At 59.6% G+C, this 16,685-nt stretch carries 12 protein-coding genes; 8 read left to right on the forward strand and 4 right to left on the reverse strand.

What is annotated here, in order from left to right; genetic code table 11:
• Nucleotides 1–22: 22 nt before the first annotated feature.
• Nucleotides 23–2,248: a GspE/PulE family protein gene (locus IE079_RS11150; protein WP_189576418.1), complete on the reverse strand. Its 2,226-nt coding sequence runs from the start codon at nucleotides 2,246–2,248 to the stop codon at nucleotides 23–25.
• 136 nt (nucleotides 2,249–2,384) lie between these two features.
• Between IE079_RS11150 and IE079_RS11155 the strand changes: the two genes are divergently transcribed.
• Nucleotides 2,385–5,471, forward strand: a complete 3,087-nt coding sequence (locus tag IE079_RS11155; RefSeq protein ID WP_189576420.1) for a bifunctional diguanylate cyclase/phosphodiesterase — start codon at nucleotides 2,385–2,387, stop codon at nucleotides 5,469–5,471.
• 225 nt (nucleotides 5,472–5,696) lie between these two features.
• Nucleotides 5,697–5,900 carry a CsbD family protein gene (locus tag IE079_RS11160; RefSeq protein WP_189576422.1) on the forward strand — a complete coding sequence of 68 codons (204 nt, stop codon included), beginning with the start codon at nucleotides 5,697–5,699 and terminating at the stop codon, nucleotides 5,898–5,900.
• Between the two features lie 24 nt (nucleotides 5,901–5,924).
• Here IE079_RS11160 and IE079_RS11165 read toward each other — a convergent pair whose 3' ends face one another.
• Entirely contained in the window at nucleotides 5,925–8,441 is a 2,517-nt protein-coding gene (locus tag IE079_RS11165; protein WP_189576424.1) for a chemotaxis protein CheB, read from the reverse strand.
• Nucleotides 8,441–9,061, reverse strand: coding sequence for a PAS domain-containing protein (locus IE079_RS11170; RefSeq protein ID WP_189576426.1), 621 nt, complete (start codon nucleotides 9,059–9,061; stop codon nucleotides 8,441–8,443). Before IE079_RS11170 ends, IE079_RS11165 begins: the two co-directional genes overlap by 1 nt.
• Nucleotides 9,062–9,296: 235 nt before the next feature.
• Between IE079_RS11170 and IE079_RS11175 the strand changes: the two genes are divergently transcribed.
• Genes IE079_RS11175 through IE079_RS11185 form a run of 3 tightly spaced genes read left to right on the forward strand, consistent with a single transcriptional unit; the run spans nucleotide 9,297 to nucleotide 11,927 of the window.
• Nucleotides 9,297–9,698, forward strand: coding sequence for a DUF4398 domain-containing protein (locus IE079_RS11175; RefSeq protein ID WP_227712462.1), 402 nt, complete (start codon nucleotides 9,297–9,299; stop codon nucleotides 9,696–9,698).
• Nucleotides 9,698–10,561: an OmpA family protein gene (locus IE079_RS11180; protein ID WP_189577046.1), complete on the forward strand. Its 864-nt coding sequence runs from the start codon at nucleotides 9,698–9,700 to the stop codon at nucleotides 10,559–10,561. Before IE079_RS11175 ends, IE079_RS11180 begins: the two co-directional genes overlap by 1 nt.
• 4 nt (nucleotides 10,562–10,565) lie before the next feature.
• A complete protein-coding gene (locus tag IE079_RS11185) occupies nucleotides 10,566–11,927 on the forward strand; it encodes a diguanylate cyclase domain-containing protein (RefSeq protein WP_189576435.1) in 1,362 nt (453 codons plus the stop codon).
• Here the strand turns inward: IE079_RS11185 and IE079_RS11190 are convergent.
• Complete coding sequence (locus IE079_RS11190) at nucleotides 11,863–12,603, reverse strand: Crp/Fnr family transcriptional regulator (RefSeq protein ID WP_189576437.1); 741 nt, start codon at nucleotides 12,601–12,603, stop codon at nucleotides 11,863–11,865. The genes IE079_RS11185 and IE079_RS11190 overlap by 65 nt on opposite strands.
• A gap of 361 nt (nucleotides 12,604–12,964) precedes the next feature.
• On the opposite strand from IE079_RS11190, the gene IE079_RS11195 reads away from it, so the two are divergent.
• The 3 genes from IE079_RS11195 to argF are packed head-to-tail and all read left to right on the forward strand — an operon-like array spanning nucleotide 12,965 to nucleotide 16,684.
• Nucleotides 12,965–14,410 carry a YfcC family protein gene (locus tag IE079_RS11195; RefSeq protein ID WP_189576438.1) on the forward strand — a complete coding sequence of 482 codons (1,446 nt, stop codon included), beginning with the start codon at nucleotides 12,965–12,967 and terminating at the stop codon, nucleotides 14,408–14,410.
• A 24-nt stretch (nucleotides 14,411–14,434) separates the two neighbouring features.
• On the forward strand, nucleotides 14,435–15,664 hold the full coding sequence (locus IE079_RS11200) for an arginine deiminase (protein WP_189576441.1): 1,230 nt from the start codon (nucleotides 14,435–14,437) through the stop codon (nucleotides 15,662–15,664).
• Nucleotides 15,665–15,682: 18 nt separating this feature from the next.
• Entirely contained in the window at nucleotides 15,683–16,684 is a 1,002-nt protein-coding gene (gene argF, locus IE079_RS11205) for an ornithine carbamoyltransferase (protein ID WP_189576443.1), read from the forward strand.
• The last annotated feature ends 1 nt before the right edge of the window (nucleotide 16,685 follow it).

The following is a 16,685-nucleotide window of genomic DNA, read 5'->3' on the forward strand; positions in this document are numbered from 1 at the left end:
TCAACTCCTCGGTTCAGTTCGGTCAGGCAAGGCGGATCCGGTACACTTCAGCCACGGAAATGGAGCCGTCTCTGGCCCTGCTCAGGGCATTGTCGGTCAGCGGCGTCATTCCCGATGAGATGGCCTGTTTCTCCAGTTCGTCCGACGAGGTGCCCGCCACGATCATAGTGCGCAGCTCGGGTGTCATCACCATCAGTTCGTACACCGCCAGGCGACCCGAGAACCCGGTATCATGACAGGCACGGCAGCCCGTGCCGACGGCAAAGGTTTCGTCATCGCCGATGCCCAGCGCTTTCCGGACCCATGGGTCAACGGTTTCTTCCTTTGTGCAGTGCGAGCAATTCCGCCGCACCAGGCGCTGGGCGAGGACGCCGTTCAGGGTGCCGCTGATCAGGTAATCCTCGATACCCATGTCGATCATTCGCATCACCGTGCTGGCAGCGCTGTTGGTGTGCAGGGTGCTCAGCACAAGGTGCCCGGTGAGCGCGCTCTGGATGGCAATCTGGCCGGTTTCCCGGTCCCGGATCTCACCCACCATGATGATGTCGGGGTCATGGCGGAGCATATTGCGCAGGGCGCTGGCGAAGGTGAAGCCGGCGGGCTCGTTCACCTGCATCTGCTCTATGCCGTCCATGTGATACTCCACGGGGTTCTCCACCGTTAGAATATTCACTCTTTTTGATCGCAGTTCATGCAGCGCCGCATAAAGGGTCGTGCTCTTGCCGGACCCGGTCGGCCCGGTAATCAGCAGCATGCCCTGGCCACGATGGATCAGGTCCACAAAGTTCTGGCGGTCGCCCTCCGAAAAACCCAGATCGTCGACGGATTTGAGGCCCTGCCGGGTATTGAGTATGCGAATAACCACACTCTCACCCTGTATGGTGGGCATCACCGAAATCCGCAGATCAACATCATTCTTGTCCCAGCGCACAGAGGCCCTGCCATCCTGTGGCACCCGGCGCTCGGTGATATCCATGCCGCCGATAATCTTTATGCGGCTGACGGCTGCCGCCAGCATCCCCTTGTTGAAGCGTTTGACGGGAATCATGTCGCCATTCAGCCGGTAGATAAGCTGCACATAGTCTTCCCTCGGGCTCAGGTGGATGTCCGAGGCATTCTGCCGGATGGCATCGCGGATAACCGAGTTTACAAAGCGGATCACCGGCTTTTCCTGCCCGAGTTTTTCAATCGCCTGACGGTTGGGCTGTGGTGACGGGCTTTCCACCAGCTCCATTTCCAGCTCTTCGGCGGCCTCCTGGCTTTCCGCTGCGCCATAGTAATGATCGATTTCCCGGGACAGATCGGTTCTCGGGGCCAGCGCGTACTTGACCGGGTAGCCAACCAGAAAATTCAGAATGTTCAGGGCTTCGGAATCGGAGGGGTTGCTCAGGGCCACCACCAGGCGGCCATCATAGAACATCAGCGGCAGAATTCTCAGCCTGGCTGCGGTGGTCGGGGGAATGAACTTGACGGCTTCGGGATCAATGTCGAACTCTTCCAGGCTTACAAACGGAACGCCCAGTTTATAAGCCAGCGCCCGCTGAACAACCTCCTCGGACGCCAGACCCATATCGATCAGGATCTGGCCGACCGGGCGGGCCGGCTCTGAACGTTTGCGGTGAAGGGCAACATTGAGCTGCTCGCTGTCGACAATGCCGGACTGCACCAGTATGTCACCCAGTGTCCGGTTGAGGTTCCGGTCATAACCGCTTTGTTCAATGGCCTTGCCGCGATCGAGGGCTGATTTCAGCTGGCTGGCTTTTCTGACCTCCAGCGACCCAAGCGCCAGCGGGGACCGTGAGTCTGTGGCCGCTGCTTCTGGCGGGTTGCCGGCCGGGTCCGGATCGTCGGGGGCAGGGGCCCTGGGGTTCTGGTCGTTCTGCAGCGGAATGTGGCCCAGGCGATAGGTTTTGACGGCCTGCCAGGGCACGAAGCGCTCTATCAGGTGTTCGCTGTCCGAGTAGTGGCAGATCTGGATGCCCGTGGTGGCCACGGATGCGGAAATCATCTTTCCGCCGAGGGTTTGCTGGTTGACGAGCTGGATCACGTAATTCTGGAATTCGTCGCGTTTGCCAAGCGGCGTTACGTGCAGAGGGCGGTCGACGTGGGCGATCAGGGGCCACTGTGGGGAGATGGGCGTTTTGTCTTTAACGGAAGTCAGTTCCACGCGGCCTGAGCTGGGGTCCCAGACTGAAACGGCGCCAATGCGTTGATGGCCATCGAGATAATAAATGGTTGCCTGAGTCACGCAAGGATCCTTATCAGCAAGGGTGTGGGGGACGTGCTATCTTGGGAGCAGGCGCCGCCACGCGTCGATCATGGACTGGCCTGTGAAAAATTCTGTCACAAGTTCTTTTTAAAATAATAACTTATGTGAGTAGTCAATGGGGTATCTGGACAGTAAACCGATTCCGGAGGTAACGGCAGGTGGTCGTTCTCCGCTGATCGGGTATCTGCTAGCGTTGACGGTTCTGCTGGTTTCCGCAAGTTTTATCGCCGTCAACGGATACCGGCAGGCCACGGAAAATGCGAACAGACGCTCTGCCGCCCGGGCCGACCTGGCAGCCGGACTGGTCGCCAATACCTTTCTTTCAAGTCAGTACGCGCTGGAAACGCTTGCCGGGTTTGTCGAGCCCCTGGCTCCCCAGGCGCGGGTCCTTCCGGACCCGGGCCTGACGAGTCTCGAGCATTTGCTGGATAAAAAGACGCAGGGATTTCAGTTCGCGTTCGCGGATGCGCTTTTCGTTGCCGGTCATGATGGCACTCTGCTGTATTCATCGGAAGGAAGCGAAGGCGAGACCATTCCGGCCTGGCCTTTTCTGAGTGACGCTCTGGCCGGGCAGGACGGGGATAATCTGGTAACTCCCGTGTATATCGAACCCGGCACCGGCCGGTCATGGATATTCAGCATGCGCACGCTTCACTCTGACGACAACGCTGTCACGGGGATGCTGGTGATCCGCCAGCCTCCGGCTGTACTTGCCGAGTCTCTGGCCAGCCTGTCCCTTGCTGATGGTCAGAGCATTGCCATCGTTGATGAGACCATGGCACTGGTTGCCCGGCTTCCCGCCGGGGCTGGGACGCAGTCGGTTACACTTGGCCCCCCGCGGATCAGTGAGCCCCGGACTCAGGCGTTTATCGAAAGTGGACAGCAAAAGGCTCAGGCGACCGTTCGCTCGCCCATCGACGGCGCAGAACGCTTTTACGGTTTCAGGCGTGTTGATGATGCACCCTACATTGTCGTTGTGGGTGAAAAAACCTCGGTCGCTCTTGAGAGCTGGTGGCAAAGCCTGTGGGTCGGCAGCACCGGTATTCTGCTGGTTGCCATTATTGGTCTTTTCCTGCTGAAGCAGTTCTACCGGCGGCAGAGAGCAGAGCAGGGCCTGATCCACGAGAACCAGGAGCGCAAGCGATTGCACCAGGTCGCCCAGTCCAACGAGGCAAGGCTGGAAGCACTGGTCCGGTCGATTCCCGATCTTGTTCTGGTGATCGATGAGCAGGGCCGGTTTGTCTTTGTCCACGCCGCAGAGAAGCAGCAACTGCTCATGACCCCGGACCAGCTCATCGGTCGTCATTACCGTGAGGTTCTGTCGCCGGAGCTTGCGGACCGCTTCAGTGAGGCCAAGAGTGAAGTCCTGGAATCCCGGGAAACCCTTAACTTTGATTATCACCTGAAAGTCGGTAATGAACTCCGGGCCTTCGAGGCCAGGGTGAACGTGTTACGGGATGAGGAGCGGTCTTACAACGGTTTCCTGGCGCTGGTGCGGGATGTGACCGAGCAGAAGGTCCGCGAGGCCGAGTTGCGCATCGCCTCGGCCGCATTCGAGACCCATCTCGGCATTATGATTACCGATAAACAGGGTCTGATTCTGCGGGCGAACCACGCTTTTACGGCCATCACCGGCTATGCCGAACACGAAGTGGTCGGCAAGACACCGGCCATTCTCCGATCCGGCCTGCAGGGGCGGGCGTTCTACAATAACCTCTGGGCGCGGGTGCTGGAGAAGGGCGCCTGGGAAGGGGAAATCTGGAACCGTCGCAAGAACGGCGAAGTCTACGCGGAGTGGCTCACCATCAGCGTGGTTCGCAACAGCTCAGGCGCCATTCAGAATTTTGTCGGCACCTTTCACGATATTACCCGGCGCAAGGAGGCCGAACGCGAGGCTCACCGGCTCGCGTTTTACGATACCCTCACAGGGCTGGCGAACAAGGCGCTGCTGGAGGAGAAAATAGCCGAAGTTGGCAAGGCGAATACCCGGCAACATACCAATGCGGCCCTTCTGTATCTGGATATCGAACAGTTTCGGGCAATCAATGATTCGAAAGGCTATGGCATTGGTGATCTGACCCTGAAGGCGCTTGCCGAGCGGTTGTCGTCGATCATGCGAGAGACTGATACGCTCGCGCGGGTCGGCAGTGACGAGTTCGCGGTGTTGCTGCCTGGCCTGCATGAAACTGAAAAGCAGGCGGCCCGATCGGCGGAGAGGGTTGCCGATAAGATTCTTGCCATGTTTGTCCGGCCGATTGAGGTTGCCGGCCAGTCTGTGCAGGTTGAGGTCAGTATCGGCATTACGCTGATTGACGACCGGCAGTCAGGTTTCGAGGGGCAGCTGCAGCGAGCCGAGCAGGCCACGCAACAGGCCAAGGATCAGGCCTTGCATCGGGGCCGGAAGCGCATAGCGTTCTTCGATCCTGAAATCCAGAAGCAGGTGGTGCAGCATGTGTTGCTGGAGGAAGAGCTGAGAGCCGCGCTGGCTCAGGACCAGTTGCGGGCGTATTACCAGCCCCAGGTTCAACACCCGGACCAGCTAATGGGGTATGAAGTACTGCTGCGCTGGCAGCACCCCGAGCGGGGCATGGTGTCTCCGGCCGTGTTTATTCCGATTGCCGAGCAAAGCCGGTTGATACTGCCTATCGGCGAATGGGTTCTGGAAAAGGCCTGCCGGCAGCTGGCCGCCTGGAAAGATGACCCGGCTACCGCCCAGTTGGTGCTGGCCGTCAACGTCAGTATCGTTCAGTTTCAGAGCAGCGAGTTCATTGAAGAACTGGCGCAGATCCTCCGGCAGACCGGAGCCCCGCCCGCCATGCTGAAACTGGAGGTGACGGAAAGTCTGCTGATGGATGACCCGGACCGGATCACCCGTACCATGAAGCGTCTGCGGGCACTCGGGGTCCGGTTCTCACTGGATGATTTTGGCACCGGTTATTCATCCCTGAGCTATCTCCGGCGCCTGCCCCTGGACCAGGTCAAGATCGACCAGTCCTTTATCAGGGAAGTGACCACCAGCACGGCCAGCGCCGCCATTGTGGAATCCATGATCGGCCTCGCCCGGGGCCTGACGCTGGACATCATCGCCGAGGGTGTGGAGACACCAGAGCAGAGAGACTGGCTGGTGGCCCATGGTTGTACCTATTTCCAGGGCTACCTGTTCGGCCGGCCGGAGGCTGAGCCCCGCCCGTTAACCGATTAGCAGAGGGAATACCATCATGCCGGGTTGGGGCATACTTCTGAAGGCTGCCCGGCCAGAGCCAGGATGTTGCGGGTTTGTGTACAAAGACCTATGGTGAAATAAGGTGCAGGCGCCATGAGCGACCTCGGCCGGTTATTGTGGTTGCATACCCACAGGACGTTGCCAGTCGGGACATTGGCAACGTCAGTAGGACACCTGTCCTGACGCTGATAAAAGGAGACAGCTATGAACTGGGATACCATCGAAGGCAACTGGAAACAATTCAAGGGTGATATCAGGTCCCGCTGGGGCAAGCTCACCGATGATCAGCTCGATGTGATAGCCGGCAAGCGGGAAAAGCTGGTGGGACATATCCAGGAAACGTATGGCGTCACCCGCGACGAGGCCGAGAAACAGATCAAGGAGTTTGAAAAGGCCACCAAAAAGTGATGTGACAGCCCCGCACGGGTTGTTTCACAACTGAGATTCTTCTCTTAGCGAGGATTCCAGTTTCTTGGTGTCGGTAATATCCACCAGGGTGATAACCACCCCGTCAATCACATTGTCCAGCCGCCGGTAAGGTATGATCCTGACCGAAAACCAGCGGTCATCGTCGGTGGTGATCTGCTTTTCGGTGACCGCCAGCGTGCTCAGGGTCTGGCGGGCATCTTCCTGTAGCTCCGGATACCGAAGGCTGGTGTTCAGGTCGCTGAGTGGGCGGCCAACGTCGCTCTCGCGCAGGCTGAAAAGGCTTGATGCCCGGTCGGTGTAGCGTCGTACATTCAGCTCCTGATCGAGAAACAGAACCGCGATTTCGATGCTGTTGAGCACATTCTGCATGTCACTCTGGGCCAGGGCGAGGTCGTCCAGCTTGGTTTGCAGCTCGGTGTTGATGGTTTGCAGTTCCTCATTCATCGACTGCATTTCTTCTTTCGATGTTGTCAGTTCCTCGTTGGCGGACTGCAACTCTTCATTGGTGGACTGAAGCTCTTCATTGGATGCCTGGAGCTCTTCCCGGGTGCGCTTGGCTTGCTGCCTCAGGCTTTCGACTTCCTGCTGATACCGCTCGATTTCGGCCGTGTAGTCCGAATCTTTGGCAGAGGCCGATTTGCGCCGCCGGGGTGTAACATGGGCTGGCGCATCCCGGAACACCACCATGGTCATGCCCTTCAGAGCCTCCGTGTCCCTGAACGCCTGAATGGTCACGTCAACGGCCTGGGTGCCCGCCTCGGTTTTTACTGGCACTCCGGTGAGCTCCACCGGTTCGGACTGGTCAGCGGCCTGTTTCAGTGCGGTATACAGGGACTCGCGCAACCCTTCCCGGGCCATTGCGTGGATGTTCCAGTTGGCTTTTCCGGCCGCGGGTTCGAGATACTTCCCGGTGCGACCGCTGATGTAGACAATGTCGGCGTCAGCGTTGAGCACGACGGCGGCCGGTGAATAGACCTGTAGCAGCACATCATCCGCTGCCGATTGCAGGTTGTTGGGGGCCTTCTGTGGGGAAGCCTGGTCGGACTGCACGGGGGGCTCCTTGGGCAGAGTGGACATCGGAGGATACGACTCCAGCAGGAAGTCGGGGTGGCGGGCGGAGTCATAACCGTTTCTTCGGTAAAGGCGCAGCTTCGGGTCAAGGGGTTTGAACAGATGGTTCAGCCGGCCAATGCTCTCGGAATTGCCGAGCATGAGTATGCCGTTTTCACGAAGACTGTAGTGAAACAACGGTAGTATCCGGCGTTGAAGCGTTACGTCGAAGTAGATCAGCAGGTTGCGGCAGGCAATCAGGTCCAGCCTGGTGAATGGCGGATCCAGAATCACATCGTGCCGGGCGAACATCACCTTGTCCCGTATGGCCGGCTGTATCTGGTAATGGTCGTCATGCCTGACGAAAAAGCGCGCCAGCCGGGTTTCGGACACCGTGTCCTCGATACTGAGCGGGTATCGCCCGCGCCTTGCGATGTTGATGGCTTCCGGGCTGATGTCCGAGGCGAAGATCTGCAGGTGTATTTCATCGCCATGGCCGGTTTGCTCCAGCGCTTCCGTGATTGCCATGGCCAGGGAGTAGGCTTCTTCCCCGGTCGAGCTGCCCACAACCCAGGCGCGCAGCCCCTCATCGGGCGGGCGCCCGGCCAGGAGTTCCGGCAGCGCCGTGTCGATCAGGTAGTCCCAGGTTGCCGAATCCCGGAAGAATTCGGTAACACCGATCAATAACTCCCGGAACAGAAGCTCTACTTCCTGGCTGCTGTTCTCCAGAAAACGGGTGTATTCAGTCAGGTCTGAAAGGCCATGGATGGCCATCCGGCGTTCGATCCGGCGGTTCAGTGTGGTCGGTTTGTAGAGTGAAAAATCATGACGCGTCTGTTGGCGCAGCAGCTTCAGAAGCGGATCCAGATCTGCCATCGAAGCGTCTGGTTGGCGACCCTGGTCCGGTTCGGGAACCCGCCGGACAAACTCCAGTATCCGCCGGGGCAGCTCATCTGCCGGTGCCACAATATCGTCGCAGCCCGCGGCTATTGCACTTTTGGGCATGGCGTCGAACTGCGCCGAAGCGGGCGACTCAACGACTGACAGCCCCCCGACGGCCTTGATCGCCTGCAGCCCCAGAGTGCCATCAGAGCCCATACCGGAAAGCACCACGGCAATGGCCAGCTCGTTCTGTGCACTGGCCAGGGACGAGAACAACACATTGACAGGCAGTCGTTGGCCCCTGGGTTGCGCGGGTTGTTGCAGCTTCAGGGTTTCATCGAGCACCCGCAGCTCCCGGTTCGGCGGGATGACATAAACCGAGTCCGCGTGAATGGGCATGTTCTGCTGGGCCTCACGCACCGGCATCTCGGTATGTCGTTGCAGCAGTTCCGGCAACAGCGCCTTCTGGGTCGGGTCCAGGTGCTGAACTACCAGGAACGCCATCCCGGTATCGCAGGGCGTGTTGCGGAAAAACGCCTCAAGGGAAGCCAGGCCGCCGGCGGATGCGCCTATACCAACCAGTCGCATCAGGACCCGGCGGAGTGTGTCGCAATGTCAGTCAGGATCACCAGCATGCTGTCCCCGGAGGCAGATGGCCTTGTGCTGATTCTGGCCCGCTTGCCATCCGCAAGGCCAACGGACGCCTCCGCAGCACCGCCCGCACCCGACGCCCGTTCCCCGGAACTCTGCAGCAGGGCATCCACGGTACCTTGCTGTCCCGGGGCCAGCAGAGCGCTGAGGGGCTTACCGGCCAACTGCCCGGGGGACTCGCGGAACAGCACTCCTGCGGACTGGTTGCCCTCAATAATTTCGCCGTCATTGGTGACCACCAGATAGGCGGCGGGTGCCAGGTCGAAGAGTGACTTGTAATGGGCCAGTCCTTCGGTGATTTCCTGTTCGTTGTCCTGCAGCTGCTCATAAAGCAGATCAAGCTCCACCTGATAGGTTTGCAGTTCATGGAGCAACCGCAGGGCATCGGCAGCAGATTCGGGGGTACTGGCTCGCTGGTAGAGCAGTTGCAGGGCATCCACGCTGAGTGTTGCGCCACTGTTGCGTGGGCTTGCGCCCCTGTCGAGCATGTCCCGGGCACTGCGGCGCAGCCGGTCATGACGATCGACGGCATCCGGATAGTCGTGCTTTTCGGCCATTCTGCCTCCCAAAACCGGCGTCTGAAGTACGTTAATGGATACTACCCCACCTTGAGACCCTGTAATAGCGCCGTTTTACTGTTTTTAACATGTGTGCGTTAGCGAACCGACGTGTTCCGGGCGAGGCCCTAATGTGGAGAGCAAGAAGTATTGTCGGACCGTACCGTACCGGACCGACCGGGCCCGGACTCACCAAGATGTCACGGGTCACTTGGTGATAACAAGGAGTAAGCACATGATTACCGACATGATGGGGTGGGTCGCTGGGCGTGCTCGCCAGATGATCATTCTGCTCATTGCGCCACTTGCTCTGGTCGCCTGTGCATCTGCGCCGCTGCCTCCGACGGAATCGTTGAATGCAGCCAGGGCGGCCATTGCCAGTGCCGAGCAGGCCGAAGCCAGGCAACATGCCGGTGCCGAACTGGAAGAGGCGAACCGGCAACTCGCGGCAGCCGTCAAGGCGGTTGAGGCGGAACGGATGACCGAGGCCGAGCGCCTGGCCAAGCAGGCGCGGATTGCCGCGGAACTGGCGGTGGCGAGGACGGAAGCCGCCAAGGCCGAGGCAATCAATCGGGAAATGGGGCGCGGTGCCGAGGCCCTTGATGAAGAAATGCGGCGCCAGGGAGATCAACAATGATGACTTTATCACTTGTGAAAACCGTTCCCGGTCGTAAAACAACGATGGCGCTGGTGCTCTCCTCGGCACTGCTGACTGCTTGTGCCACCGCACCGACCAGCCCTGATGGCTCAGAGAACGTGCGTGACAAACTGACCGAACTGCAGCAGAACCCGGCCATGATGACCCATGCCCGCGTTGAATTGCGGGATGCCGAGGCGGCCGTGGAGCTGGCCGAGCAGCCTCTGGGCGGCGATGACGAAGCGCTGGCGGCTCACCGGGTTTACATGGCCGACCGGGCGCTGGACATTGCCCGGGCCAAAGGCCAGACCCGGCTGCTGGAAGCCGAACGGACCCAACTGGGTGAGCAGCGTGATGCAGCGAGGCTGGCGGCAAGGACCCGGGAAGCGGACCGGGCCCGTGCCGAGGCCGAGAGCGCTCGTAGCTCCCAGGAAGCGGCTGCCGCCATGTCGGCCCGTGAAGCCGAAGAGCTGCAACGGCAGATCGACCTGCTTGAGGCCGAAGCAACCGAACGGGGTCTGGTGCTGACCCTGGGCGATGTGCTGTTTGCCACCGGCAGTGCCGAGATCCAGGGAGGCACCAACGACAACCTGGAGAAACTGGCGAACTTCCTTGACCAGTACCCGGACCGCAAGGTTCTGATCGAAGGCCATACGGACAACGTCGGCAGTGCCGGCTTTAACCAGACGCTCTCACGTCAGCGGGCCGAATCGGTGCGGCGATTCCTGGTAGACCGTGGTATCGACAGGAGCAGGCTGAGCGTGTCCGGATTTGGCTTTGAGCGCCCTGTAGCCGGCAATGATACGTCGACGGGGCGCCAGCAGAACCGCCGTGTTGAAGTGATTATCGAAAACCGGGAGTAAGCCTATGTTGCGTTATCGTGATCTTTTACCGAAGGCAGCAGACTCACAAACCGATGACGACCTGGACAAGGGTATTCCTTTGAGTGATGCACTGCCGCTGGGCATTCTGGTGACGGATCGGGATGGCAAATGCCTTTACTGCAACGCCGCTTACCAGAAGCTGTGCGACTGGCCCGCAGAAGATCTGGTTGGATCGCACTGGACTTCGGTTATCCACCCCGAGGATCGTGCCAGCACGCTCCGGCACTGGGAAGCGGCGGTAGCGGGAAACGAGCCCTTTCTGTGCGAGGCGCGGATACAGCGCCCCGACGGGGAGGTTATCTGGACCCGCCGGAACGCGGCCCTGCTGACCGACGACATGCCCGGTAAGGGTTACGTGCATACGGTTGAGGACATCAGCATCTACAAGGCCCATGAGATAGCCCGGAGGGAGGCCGAGGAGAAGCTGTTCGACGAAAAGGAGCGGGCACAGGTGACCCTGAACTCCATTGGTGATGCGGTGCTGAGTACTGATAATGGCGGGCTGGTCTCCTACATGAATACCGTTGCGGAAACCTTGACCGGCTTCAGCCGACAGGAGGCCATCGGACGGCCCCTGAGTGAGGTTTTTCATGTGGTGGATGCTACGACCCACAAGCCAACCTCCGACCCGGCCAAACGGGCCATTCAGTCAGACAGCATCGTGGAGCTGGAAGCAAACGCCCTGCTGATTGCCAAAGACGGTGTCGAACTGGCCATCGAGGACTCGGCGGCCCCTATCCACAACCGCCAGGGTGTGGTTGTCGGCGCGGTGATCGTGTTCCATGATGCCCGCTATTCCCGGGAAAACACCTCCCGCATGGCGTACCTTGCCCAGCATGATGCGCTCACTGGCCTGCATAACCGCAACGCATTCTATGAGCGCTTCGAGCAGTCCCTCGCACTGGCGAGGCGTCATCAGAAGCGTATGGGCCTGCTGTTCATTGATCTTGATAACTTCAAGGGTATCAATGACATTCTTGGTCACGAGAGTGGTGACACTATCCTCAAGGCGCTGGCGGGCAAGCTCGAGGCGAGCGTAAGGTCGACGGATACCGTGTGCCGGTATGGTGGCGACGAGTTCCTGGTGTTACTGAGCGAAATCTCCCAGCCCGACCACGCCGTTGCGGTTGCTGACAAGATACGTGAAACCGTGGCCGCGCCAATGGTGATCGACGGCCATGAAGTGGCGCTTCAACTGAGTATCGGTGTCAGTATCTATCCCGACAACGGGCAAACCGTCGACGAACTCCTGAAAAAAGCGGACCGGTCCATGTACCGGGTCAAGACACTGAATCGGCGGCCTCTTGACGGGAGCCTGAAACCAGCCGGTCAGTCTCTCGCCTGACCACCTCGTAGCACTCACAGCACAGTGCCTCCAGTTGGGGCCTGTCGATTACGTCGATATGGCCTCGGTGATACTTGATGACACCCTTTTTCTGCAGTTTTCCGGCGGCTTCGGTGACCCCCTCCCGGCGCACGCCCAGCATGTTGGCAATGAGTTCCTGGGTCATGGTCAGCCGGTTGTCGGGCAGGCGATCAAGGGATAGCAGCAACCAGCGACACAGCTGCTGATCAATCGAATGGTGGCGGTTACAGACCGCGGTCTGCGACATCTGCGTGATCAGTGCCTGGGTGTAGCGCAGCATCAGCACCCGTACCTCGGCATGTTCGTTGAATTCCTTTTTCAGGCTCCTGGCTGGCATCCGGTAGGCGAAGCCTTTGCTTTGCACCACGGCGCGGCTGGGGGTGCTTTCCCCGCCCATGAAAACCGCAACGCCGGTAACCCCCTCCTTGCCAACCACCGAGATTTCGGCGGACGAGCCGTCAATCATGACGTAAAGCAGTGAAATGATGCAGTCGGTTGGAAAGTACACATATTCCATGTGCTGGCCGGCTTCGTAGATGACCTCACCCAGTTTCATCTCCACCCGCGTGAGCTGCGGGGAAATCCGCCGCCAGGCACTCTCCGGTAGTGCCGCCAGCAAATGATTGTATTTGGGGGTAGTCATTGCTTCAGTCATAGTCGCCCTTCCTGAAAGATGTGTTTCTGATCAGGCCATTCCATCTGCGGTGTTCGGCGAAAAGCTGGATAGCGCTTTTGTGAAGCTAACACAAAACACGCATCCCGGCTCCAGGAATGCGGTTTGCGGTTCGACAGTTCGCCCGATTTCGCTACCAGAAAAGTTCGAACTGCCAGGCTGACAGACAGTCGGAGGTATGCCGCTACTGGCTGCCACCGTTGGCATGAGTGGTACCCGAGACATTGCAGGTAACTCTGTCATATTTGTTTCTGATCAACTGTAGTATAGATGACTGTGTCGTATAAATAATGATGTGGTTAAGAAGACAGCTCGCTTATTCACGTGGACAAGGAGATAACCCGTGGCAGACGAAAAGTCATCCTCATCGAGTCTGGAAGACGACCTGGCAACACGTTTTCCCACAGCCTATACCATTCTCTTCGGATTGATCATTTTGGTGGCCGCCCTGACCTGGATTATTCCCGCCGGGCAGTACGAACGGGCCATGAATGAAGAAGTCGGGCGCGAAGTCGCCGTGCCAGGCACCTATGAAACCGTGGACCCGAACCCTCAGGGCTTTGTTGATGTGATGCTGGCTCCTACGGCGGGGTTCTACGACCCTGACAGCTATGTCGCCAATGCCATAGATGTTGCGCTGTTTGTGCTGTTCCTGGGTGGTTTTCTGGGCGTGATGAACGCCACCGGAGCAATCGATACTGGCATTCGCAGCGCCATGCACCGGCTGGAGGGGCGGGAAATCTGGATGATCCCGATCCTGATGACATTGTTTGCGATCGGGGGCACAACCTACGGCATGGCAGAGGAGACCCTGGCATTCTATGCCATTCTGATACCGGTCATTATCTCGGCGGGGTATGACGCGGTCACCGGTGTGGCGGTCATTCTGGTGGGAGCCGGCATTGGCGTGCTGGGGTCCACCATCAATCCTTTCGCTACGGTTATTGCGTCCAACGCCGCCGAAATTCCGTTTACTAACGGTATCGTGCTGCGATCTGTGATACTGGTGGGCGGCCTTGTCATTTGTGCCGCTTACGTCATGCGCTATGCCAGTCGGGTAAAGGCGGACCCGTCACGGTCCGTGGTTGCCAGGCAGTGGGACGCCCACCGCCGGCTGTTTCTTCAGGGGCATGACGAGATCGAGGATTTCACCCTGACGGGCACCCAGAAAGTCGCCCTGATCATCTTCGCACTCACCTTCATCGTGATGATCTGGGGTGTCTCGTCACAGGGCTGGTGGATGGCCCGCATGGGGGCGCTGTTCCTGGGCTCGGCGATCGTGATCGGTGTGGTCGCCAGGCTGGGGGAGAAGAAGCTGACCGGCAGTTTCGTGGACGGCGCCCGGGACCTGTTGGGCGTCGCGCTGGTGGTCGGTCTGGCCCGGGGCATTGTGGTGATCATGGAGCAGGGCATGATTGCCGACACCATCCTGCACAGCGCCGAGACCACCCTGGGTGGCTTGCCGGAGCTGGCCTTCATTAATGTGATGTTCTGGATTGAAGTGGGCATGAGCTTCTTTGTGCCTTCCTCTTCCGGTCTTGCCGTGCTGTCCATGCCGATCCTTGCGCCGCTGGCGGACTTCGCCGATGTGGGGCGGGATCTGGTGGTCACTGCCTACCAGTCCGCCAACGGTCTGGTGAATCTGATCAACCCGACCTTTGCCGTGGTGGTTGGCGGCCTGGCCATCGGGCGTGTGTCCTACGATCGCTGGCTGGCTTTTATCTGGCCACTGCTGCTGATCCTCACGATTTTCATCAGTGTCGTGATCAGCATTGGCGTGTTTCTCTGACCGACAGGCAAGGGAGTACCTGACATGACTGAATCTGCTCTGGGCGTTCACTCGGAAACCGGCACGCTGCGACAGGTAATCGTCTGTCGCCCGGGCCTTGCCCACCGGAGACTGACGCCGTCCAACTGTGATGCGCTGCTGTTTGACGATGTGTTCTGGGTCAAGCAGGCGCAGAAGGACCATGACGTGTTTGCCGGGCTGATGCGGGCCCGGGGCGTGGAGGTGCTGGATGTTGGTGACCTGCTGGCGGAAACCCTTGATATTCCCGAGGCCCGCCGCTGGATTCTGGACCACCGAATTACCTGGAACCACATCGGGGTGGGCATGGTGTCTGACCTGCGCGCGTGGATGGATGAGCTGCCCGGCCAGACCCTGGCCGAGTTCCTGATTGGCGGGCTGGAAGTGGGCGACTTGCCTTTCGACCCGGCCGGGCTGTTCGGTAACCACCTGGGGCCGCACGGCTTTGTGCTGCCGCCGCTGCCAAACTTCCTGTTTACCCGGGACAACAGCGCCTGGATCTACGGGGGCGTCACCCTGAACCCCATGTACTGGGCGGCGCGCAAACCGGAAACCCTGCTGACAAACGCGATCTACCAGTTCCACCCGACGTTTGCCGGCAAGGTCAACGTGCATTGGGGTGACCCACTCCAGGACTATGCCCTGGCGACCCTGGAAGGGGGCGATATCATGCCGGTGGGCAATGGCACGGTACTGGTGGGCATGGGCGAACGCAGTTCACCCCAGGCCATCGGTCAGCTGGCGAAAGCCCTGTTTACCAACGGCACCGCTGACCGGGTAATCGCCTGCCAGCTGCCCAAAACCCGCTCGGCCATGCACCTGGATACGGTTTTCACTTTCTGTGGTGGCAATGTAGTTACCGCGTTCAAGGAGGTGGCTGATGAGGTGATCTGCTACGACCTGCGTCCTGGAGAGGGAGACAAGCATCTGTCCTTCCACCAGGACCCGCGCCCGCTGTTCGAGGTGGTGGCGGAGGTGCTCGGTTACCCCTCCCTGGAAGTGGTTGCCACCGGCGGCGATACCGCCGCCGAACGGGAGCGTGAGCAGTGGAATGACGGCAATAACGTGCTCGCCCTCAGCCCCGGTGTGGTGATTGGCTACGATCGCAATGACGACACCAATGCCGCCCTGGAAGCCGCCGGCATCGAGGTGCTTGCCATTCCCGGCGCCGAGCTTGGCCGGGGGCGAGGCGGTGGCCGCTGCATGAGCTGCCCTACCATTCGCGACGCTATTTGATAATCAAGGAGCCTGACAATGGCTTTCAATCTCAAGAACCGGCATTTCCTGACCCTGCGGGACTTCACCCCCCGGGAGATCGGTTTTCTGCTCAAGCTTTCCGCCGACCTGAAAACCGCCAAATACGCAGGCACGGAAGTGCCCTTGTTGCAGGGCAAGGACATTGCGCTGATCTTCGAAAAGAACTCTACCCGGACCCGGGTGGGCTTCGAGGTGGCTGCGTTTGACCAGGGCGCCCGGGTCACTTACCTGGGCCCCACCGGCACGCATATCGGTCACAAGGAGTCCGTCAAGGACACCGCCCGGGTGCTGGGCCGGGTCTACGACGCCATCGAGTACCGGGGCTTCGGCCAGGCGGTGGTTGAAGAGCTGGCGCAGTATGCGGGGGTGCCGGTCTACAACGGCCTGACCAACGAATTCCACCCCACCCAGATCCTGGCGGACTTTCTGACCATGCAGGAGAATGTGGAAAAGCCCCTGCGGGATGTGTCGTTCGTGTTCATCGGCGACGCCGCCAACAACATGGGCGACAGCCTGCTGGTTGGCGGTGCCAAAATGGGCATGGATGTGCGCCTGTGCGCCCCTGAAGCCTGCTGGCCCGACCAGGCAATTCAGCAGGAAGCCCGGGATCTGGCCGCTACCACAGGCGCCCGTATCACAATCACCGACGACATCGACAAGGCCGTGGCCGGTGTTGATTTCGTTTATACCGATGTATGGGTCTCCATGGGCGAACCGAAGGAGAAATGGGCGGAGCGGATCCGGTTGTTGCAGCCATACCAGGTCAATTCGGCCCTGATGGGGAAAACCGGCAACCCGCGGACAAGGTTCATGCATTGCCTGCCGGCCTTCCACAACACGGAAACCACCGTTGGCAAGGAGATGCAGACCGAGTTCGGCATCGACGCCATGGAAGTCACCGAGGAGGTCTTCGAAAGCCCGGCCTCCATTGTGTTCGACCAGGCGGAGAACCGGATGCACACCATCAAGGCGGTGCTGGTCGCCACTCTTGGGTCCTGAT

The sequence above is a fragment of the Marinobacter zhanjiangensis genome (assembly GCF_014651935.1).
Taxonomy (GTDB): Bacteria; Pseudomonadota; Gammaproteobacteria; order Pseudomonadales; family Oleiphilaceae; genus Marinobacter; species Marinobacter zhanjiangensis.